At 66.7% G+C, this 6,500-nt stretch carries 5 protein-coding genes and 1 pseudogene; all 6 read right to left on the bottom strand.

The genetic code is table 11. The annotated features are described in order from the left end of the window. Positions 1–287: pseudogene (locus ON45_RS18540) on the bottom strand (cytochrome ubiquinol oxidase subunit I); the annotation flags it as partial. A 41-nt stretch (positions 288–328) separates the two neighbouring features. Further along, complete coding sequence (gene coxB / locus ON45_RS21865) at positions 329–1,543, bottom strand: cytochrome c oxidase subunit II (protein ID WP_158412516.1); 1,215 nt, start codon at positions 1,541–1,543, stop codon at positions 329–331. Positions 1,544–1,605: 62 nt separating this feature from the next. Further along, positions 1,606–2,856: a hypothetical protein gene (locus tag ON45_RS18530; RefSeq protein WP_040495920.1), complete on the bottom strand. Its 1,251-nt coding sequence runs from the start codon at positions 2,854–2,856 to the stop codon at positions 1,606–1,608. Between the two features lie 13 nt (positions 2,857–2,869). Continuing rightward, on the bottom strand, positions 2,870–3,448 hold the full coding sequence (locus tag ON45_RS18525) for a cytochrome c oxidase subunit 3 (protein WP_040495919.1): 579 nt from the start codon (positions 3,446–3,448) through the stop codon (positions 2,870–2,872). Beyond that, a complete protein-coding gene (locus tag ON45_RS18520; protein ID WP_040495918.1) occupies positions 3,448–5,127 on the bottom strand; it encodes a cbb3-type cytochrome c oxidase subunit I in 1,680 nt (559 codons plus the stop codon). Before ON45_RS18520 ends, ON45_RS18525 begins: the two co-directional genes overlap by 1 nt. A gap of 307 nt (positions 5,128–5,434) precedes the next feature. Further along, positions 5,435–6,388 (bottom strand): heme o synthase, encoded by a 954-nt coding sequence (locus tag ON45_RS18515; RefSeq protein ID WP_083915152.1) that lies wholly within the window; start codon positions 6,386–6,388, stop codon positions 5,435–5,437. Between the last annotated feature and the right edge of the window lie 112 nt (positions 6,389–6,500).

Raw genomic sequence — 6,500 nt, 5'->3', positions numbered from 1 at the left:
ATCGTGAACATCTGGTTGTACTTGTCGGCCGACAAGATCGTGCCGTCGGGTCCGGCGAGCTGGAGGCGGATCAGGCCGGCTTCGAGCCCTCCGACGACGAAGAAGAACATCGCGACGACGCCGTACATGATGCCGATCTTCTTGTGATCGACGGTGAACGCCCACGAGCGCCAACCGGTGGTCTCCACCGGGCGACGCAGGTAGCCGTAGGACGATGACGCCGTGACCGGAGTGTCGGGCTCGGCGGGGACGACCGCATCGTCAGTCGGTCGTTCGATGATGGCCATGGGCTATCGGTCTCCCATCGAATGGGGGTGGGTCAGAGACATCACTTGCGCTCCAGCAGGTAGGCGAGCAGCTGATCGATCTGGTCCTCGCTCAGGGCGAGGTACGGCATGCCGCGGTAGAGACCGTCGGTGGGCTCGAGTTCTTCGGGGTCGGCGTACATCGGCCGCATCGCCGGTGCATCACGCAGCCACTCGCGGAGGTCGACCTCGGCGAAGCAGTCGTCGGTGACCCCCTCGAGATAGCGGTCGGTGAACTCGTCGGACGGGGCTTCCCACACGGCGTCACGGCACTCGTCGCGGAGCAGGTCGAAGGTGGCACCCGCGAACGTGTTGCGGGTCATCAGGTTGGTGAGGTTCGGTGCGGCACCCGAGTAGACCTGCTCGTCGGGACGTGCGACCTGCGGGACGCCGTCGGCGTCCTCGAGGCCGTCGACCTGGTGGCAGCGTGCGCAGTTGGCCACGAACGCCGCCTCTCCCTCGGCGGCCAGCGAGCCTTCTTCCGGCGGGGTGTAGTCCTCGAGTTGGTTGTCGACCCAGGCGGCGAATCCGTCGTCGGTCAGCGCCGCGACTTCCATTCGCATGTTGGCGTGGCTCAGCCCGCAGAACTCGGCGCACTGACCGGCGTAGATCCCCGGCTCGTTCGCCTGCATCCGCAGGTTGTGGACGCGTCCCGGAACCATGTCGCGCTTGCCGTTCAGGGCTGGGATCCAGAAGGAGTGGATCACGTCACGGCTGGTGCCACGGATCAACACGTTGGTATCGGCCGGAATGACCATCTGCCCGGAGGTGACGATCGGTTCGGTGATGCCGCCGTCCACACAGCCGTCCTGCACCGGGTAGTCGAACTCCCACCACCACTGCTGGCCGGTGACGTTCACGACGCACTCGGTGTCGTCGGTCTCGTTCAGATCCATGATGACGCCGACCGACGGGATCGCGACGCCGATGAGGATCAGTGCGGGAAGGATCGTGAGCCCGATCTCGAGCGCCGGCTTGCCGTGCGTCTGCTCGGGGATCGGCTGACCACGGTCCCGGTAGCGGAACACCACCCAGGCGATGACCGCCATGACGATGATGCCGACGAGGCCCGCGATGTAGAACACCGGACGGGCGAGGTCGTCGATCAGTTGGGCGTTCGTACCCTCGGGTTGGAACGTGTCCTGCGGTGCGTTGTCGGCACAACCGGCGACGAGCGCACCGGCAGCCGCGAGCGCGGTGAACTTCGCGGCACGACCGCGGGAAATCTTCGAGATCACGGCGGTCACGCTAGTTGCCGTGTCCGAGTCGCGCCGTTTCGTTCGATCGTGATTTGGTGCGCTCATGGGACGTACACCTCGAGGACTGCGCTGTCGACCCCGGGCACGAAGAACCAGAAGCCTTCGGCGTCGTCCGGACCGTTCGGGTTCGGCTGGCCGTCGAACGCGAACGTCGGTTCGTCGACTCGGAAGGTCAGCAGCTGCGCTCCGCCCGGCTCGATCAGCGTGGTGCAGATCTGATTGCGGGCTTCGACCTCTTCGACCTCCTCACCGTGTTCGATCTCGACGGTCATGGTGCCGACGTCGAGCGACAGGCGCCGTTCCTCGTCGGAGTCGTTGCGGAAGATCACGTTCGTCGGGTTCGAGCGGGGCAGCGACATCACGGCGGTGCTCGTTCCGACCACGCCGGGCACGTCGTAGTCGAGTGTTCCGGAGTCGTTGAGGACGACCTCGTAGATGCTCGACTTGATCGCCACGGTCTCGCTGGCGTTCTCGTCGGCCTCGGGGAACGCCTCGGGGCTCTCGCAGATCAGTCCTTCGGGATGATGGCCTTCGGCCGCCCCCTCGGCGTATTCCTCGGGATGCAGGATCGCTTCCTCCTGCCAGATCGACGTGGTCTCGAACTCGGGGATGTCACGTTCGCCATCGGCTCCCGTGACCGCACCGGCCGCGACCAGGGCGACCACACCGATCGCCATTCCACCGCCGACGGCGCCGGCGTTCAGCTTCGGACGACGGGCGAGCGCGAAGGCGACGACGACCACGACGGCGGCGAGCGCTCCGAACGCGATCACCGTGTTGGTCTTGGACAGCCACAGCATCACCCGACTGAACGAGTAGATGATGATGCCGACCGCGACCGCTCCCCCGACGGGGTACTCGAGCGGATTCGACACGCGACTGCGAACCTCGGCGTTGTGCTCGCCGCTGGACGACGCACGCTCCGACCAGGCTTGCACGGCCCATTCGCCGCCGGCGACGACCAGCGCGATCAGGCCGATCACGACGACCGGCTGATAGGTGATCAGACCCACGGCGACGACGACCGTGCCGAGCGCGAACACGAGCGGCCAGACGCTCGCACCGGGAGCCGGCTGTGCTGCCGCCGTGGATTCGACCGGTGCCTCGTCGTCGAGGAAGACGTTGGAGTCGCGCAGGATCGCGTTGACGGAGGTCAGGAAGATCAACCCGACGGTCGCGGACGCGAGTCCGACGGTGCCGAGCACGCCGTCCTGGCCGATCCCGTAGATCAGGGTCGCGAGGAGTGAGACGACGGAGGCGCCGATGAGAAATTTCGTTCCAGTGGTGAACATCAGTCGAGGAATCTCACTTGGTGACGTAGACGAGGAACCAGATGGCCGTGTAGACGGCCGTCATGGCGTACCAGAAGATGGCGTGGGCAATGAGGATCTCGCGGTCACGTGTGCGTCCGGCGAGATAGCGGAACATGCTGACGAGGCTGAGCAGGAGCCCGACGACCATCAGCGCCATGAACGTGCCGGTGAGGGCGTAGAACATGGAGCCGTACTCGCCGTCGGCCACGACGACGCCCATCTGGTTCCAGACGAACGCCTGGGCGTTGACGATCAGCAGTGCGACGAATGCCGACGTCCCCAGGGCGAAGACGGTGTTCGCCTTGTCGTTGCGCTTCGATGCCCACACCGCCCACTGGGCAAAGGAGCACAGCGCCGGGAACGCGATCAGGATGACGTTGGTCGGAACCTCCGGCACGGTCACGCCGCTCGGGAGCCAGGACTCGCCGGCGTCGACCACGGCGGAGCGCTTGACCGCCCAGACGCCGAGCATGCCCCCGGTGAGCATGATCATCGCGACCGCGGCGAACACGGAGGCGACGGTCAGTTGGTTGCGCGGTGCCGGCGCGGGACCGGCGGCGAGGGCTTCCATCAGCTCGCACTCTCTTTCGCGTTGTCGGTCGAGTCATTGGCGGTCTTGAGGTCGAGCAGTGGCTCGGCCGAGGTCACCGCCGGAACATCGACGAAGTTGTCGGTCGGTGCGGGAGAGGTCGTCGCCCACTCGATCGTCTGGCCGTCCCAGGGGTCGTCGACCGCATCGGAGTCGGATCCGAGCACGGTCGACACGAGCAGGCCGACGAACGCGAGGACGGCGAGCGCCATCATCGCCTGGCCGACGAGCGTGAGAATGTTCCAGATCTGCAGGTCGCCGTCGTCGTAGGCGAGCCCCGACGGCTGATCGAGGAATCCGGCGATGTACTGCGGGAACGCGGCGAGCACGGTGCCGGCGACTCCGAGCAGCGCCAACGGCGCGACCTTCTTCATCTCGATCGCGTGGCCCCAGAGCTTCGGGGCCCAGTAGACGATGCCGCCGAGCACGCCGAGTGCGACTCCGTAGGCCACGTAGACGAGCGACGCTTCGCCGAACACCGTGTCGATGAGGCCGAGATCGACGATCGGCTCGATGGCCGATCCGAGCATCCCGACGAAGACCATGCCGAAACCGAAGAACGCGAACAGGAATCCGCCGGTGGCGTTCGGGAGGACGGAGTTGCCGTCCTCGTCCTTCGTCGGCTTCGCGAGGAAGAGCATCATCAGGAAGAGGATTCCGGCACCGAGCACGGGGAGCAGGTGGAAGAAGGCCCACGGTGCGACGTCGCCCAGCTTGGTGCTGACGTCGTCGCCGTCACCGATGTAGAGCTGCGAACCGTTCCACGGCACGTCGAACCGGAGCTGCTGCGTGACCGCCGCGAGCGCCGAGACGCCGACGAGGCCGAGGCCGGCGAACACGATGCCGCGCATCGGCGTCCGCTTCCGGAACGTCACCGGGAGCAACTCGGCGAACAAACCGAGCACCGGGATGGCGAAGAGGAAGGTGGTCGGCTGGGTGAAGATCCATCCGGCCCAGGTGGCGATGCCCTGGTTGCCGCCGAAGGCCTCGCGGGCTCCGCTGCGGTGATCGACGAAGAGGTAGATCAGGGCGCCGATGAGCACCGGCATCACCAGGACGAGGCCGATGCCGAACACGAAGGCCGAGAAGGCGAAGAACGGGACCCGCCGCATCGTCATGCCGGGGGCACGCGTGGTGAGCACCGACGTGGCCAGGCAGATGCCGACCGCCGTGAACCCCAGCGCCATCAGGCCCTGTGCGGCGAGGAACAGATCGACCATGTCGCTGTTGCCACCGCCGAATCCACCGTTGTCGGCCAAGGAGATGATCGACAGGACGAACCCGCCGAGCCACATGTACATGCCGGCGGCGGCGAGACGGGGGAAGGCCAACGCCCGCGCTCCGAGCTGGAGCGGAACGACGGCGATCGCGAGGCCTGCGACGAGCGGCAGGGCGGTCCCGAACACCAGACCGACGCGCTGGCTGCCGAGCAACTGGGTCCACGAGTCGGTGTCGAGTGCGGCGGACCCGCCATCGACCCGTTCGATCGCGATGACCAGGTTGACGATGATCGTGGCCAGCAGGCCGAGCAGGCCGGCGCCGATGAACATGCGCCCGATCTTCTTGTGGTCGCTGGAGGTGAGCCACGCGGCGTCGGCAGCGAGCAATCGCCCGATGGCCGAATCACCCGCCACGTCGGGGCTGGAATCGATGGTGGTCATGTGGTGTTGAGACTCACTTGAGTTGATCGTCCTGTGCCGGCGCGGTGGTGCCGACGTCTGTTGTCATCGTCCGAGCCGAGGCTTGGTCATGACGGCCCGAGACTACTTGCACGCGGCCATTTCGCCAGAATTCCCTGTCGATTTCGCGGGAGGTCCGTGCCGCGCGCCACGTCACGATCGCGCAAGGCCCCGCTGACCAGCCGCGCTCGAGGCTGCGGTCTGCCCTCGAGTGAGCGCCGGCGGGCGAGTTCGGCGGCGGCGCTCGCAGCGCCGAGCCCGTGCGCACCCGGTTGGCGGGCGCCGACGATCAGGACAGCCCGTGTTCGACGAACACGTCGAGCATCATCGCGCCGAACAGCACCGTGACGTACGTGATCGAGTAGCCGAACAAGCGCATCGACGCGGCAGCGGTCGGGTTCTTGCCGAGGGCGAGGGTTCCCCAGATGAAGATCACGCCGAGCACGATCGCCGTGATGCCGTAGATCAGCCCGAGTCCGGCGACCGGCCAGAGCACGAGCGTGCCGATGACCAGGCCGACGGTGTACAGGACCATCTGGCGGACGACATCGGCCATCGGCGCGACCGACGGAAGCATGGGGACGTCGGCGGCGCTGTAGTCGTCGGCGTACTTCACGGCGAGCGCCCAGAAGTGCGGCGGCGTCCACAGGAACATCACGACGAACAAGATCAACGGCTCCCAGCCGAGCGAGTTCTGGACGGCCGACCATCCGACGAGCACCGGAACCGCACCGGCGGCGCCGCCGATGACGATGTTCTGTCGACTCGTGCGCTTCAACCAGAGCGTGTAGATGCCGACGTAGAACGCGGCGGCCGAGAAGGCGAGCACGGCGGACAACAGGTTCGCACCGACCCACAGCACGACGAACGCCGCGATCTCGAGTGCCACGGCGAAGATCAGCGCGTTGCGCGGTTCGATCAGGCCGACGACGAGCGGACGATTCCGCGTCCGTTCCATCAGCGCGTCGATGTCCCGATCGACGTACATGTTGATCGCGTTCGCACCGCCCGCCGCGAGCGTTCCGCCGATCAGGGTGACGATGACGAGGCGCGTGGGCGGCCATCCCTGTTGTGCGAGCACCATCGTCGGGATCGTGGTGATCAGGAGGAGTTCGATGATCCGCGGCTTCGTCAACGCGATGTAGGCACCGAGCACCGATGTCGGTCTGCGCCGCGGCGCGTGAGCTGCGACACCGCCCGGCGCGAGACGCGATGGGACGAGAGGGCGAGAGCCGACAGCCATGACCAGCCCATCGTACGACCCCCCGAGAGAACCGACCAACGCGCGCCCGAGGTCACGCGCCCCGGGCCTCCCCCAACCCCGTTCTCGTGAACTGTTCCGGCGCTCCGTGCGC

This window comes from Ilumatobacter nonamiensis YM16-303 (genome assembly GCF_000350145.1).
GTDB classification, from domain to species: domain Bacteria; phylum Actinomycetota; class Acidimicrobiia; order Acidimicrobiales; family Ilumatobacteraceae; genus Ilumatobacter_A; species Ilumatobacter_A nonamiensis.
This window is presented reverse-complemented; position numbering and strand designations above follow the sequence as displayed.

What these genes read in the sequence shown, in the direction of transcription:
- ON45_RS18515 (WP_083915152.1), bottom strand. Translation starts at nt 6,388, where the DNA reads ATGGCTGTCGGCTCTCGCCCTCTCGTCCCATCGCGTCTCGCGCCGGGC.
- ON45_RS18525 (WP_040495919.1), bottom strand. Translation starts at nt 3,448, where the DNA reads ATGGAAGCCCTCGCCGCCGGTCCCGCGCCGGCACCGCGCAACCAACTG.
- ON45_RS18520 (WP_040495918.1), bottom strand. Translation starts at nt 5,127, where the DNA reads ATGACCACCATCGATTCCAGCCCCGACGTGGCGGGTGATTCGGCCATC.
- ON45_RS18530 (WP_040495920.1), bottom strand. Translation starts at nt 2,856, where the DNA reads ATGTTCACCACTGGAACGAAATTTCTCATCGGCGCCTCCGTCGTCTCA.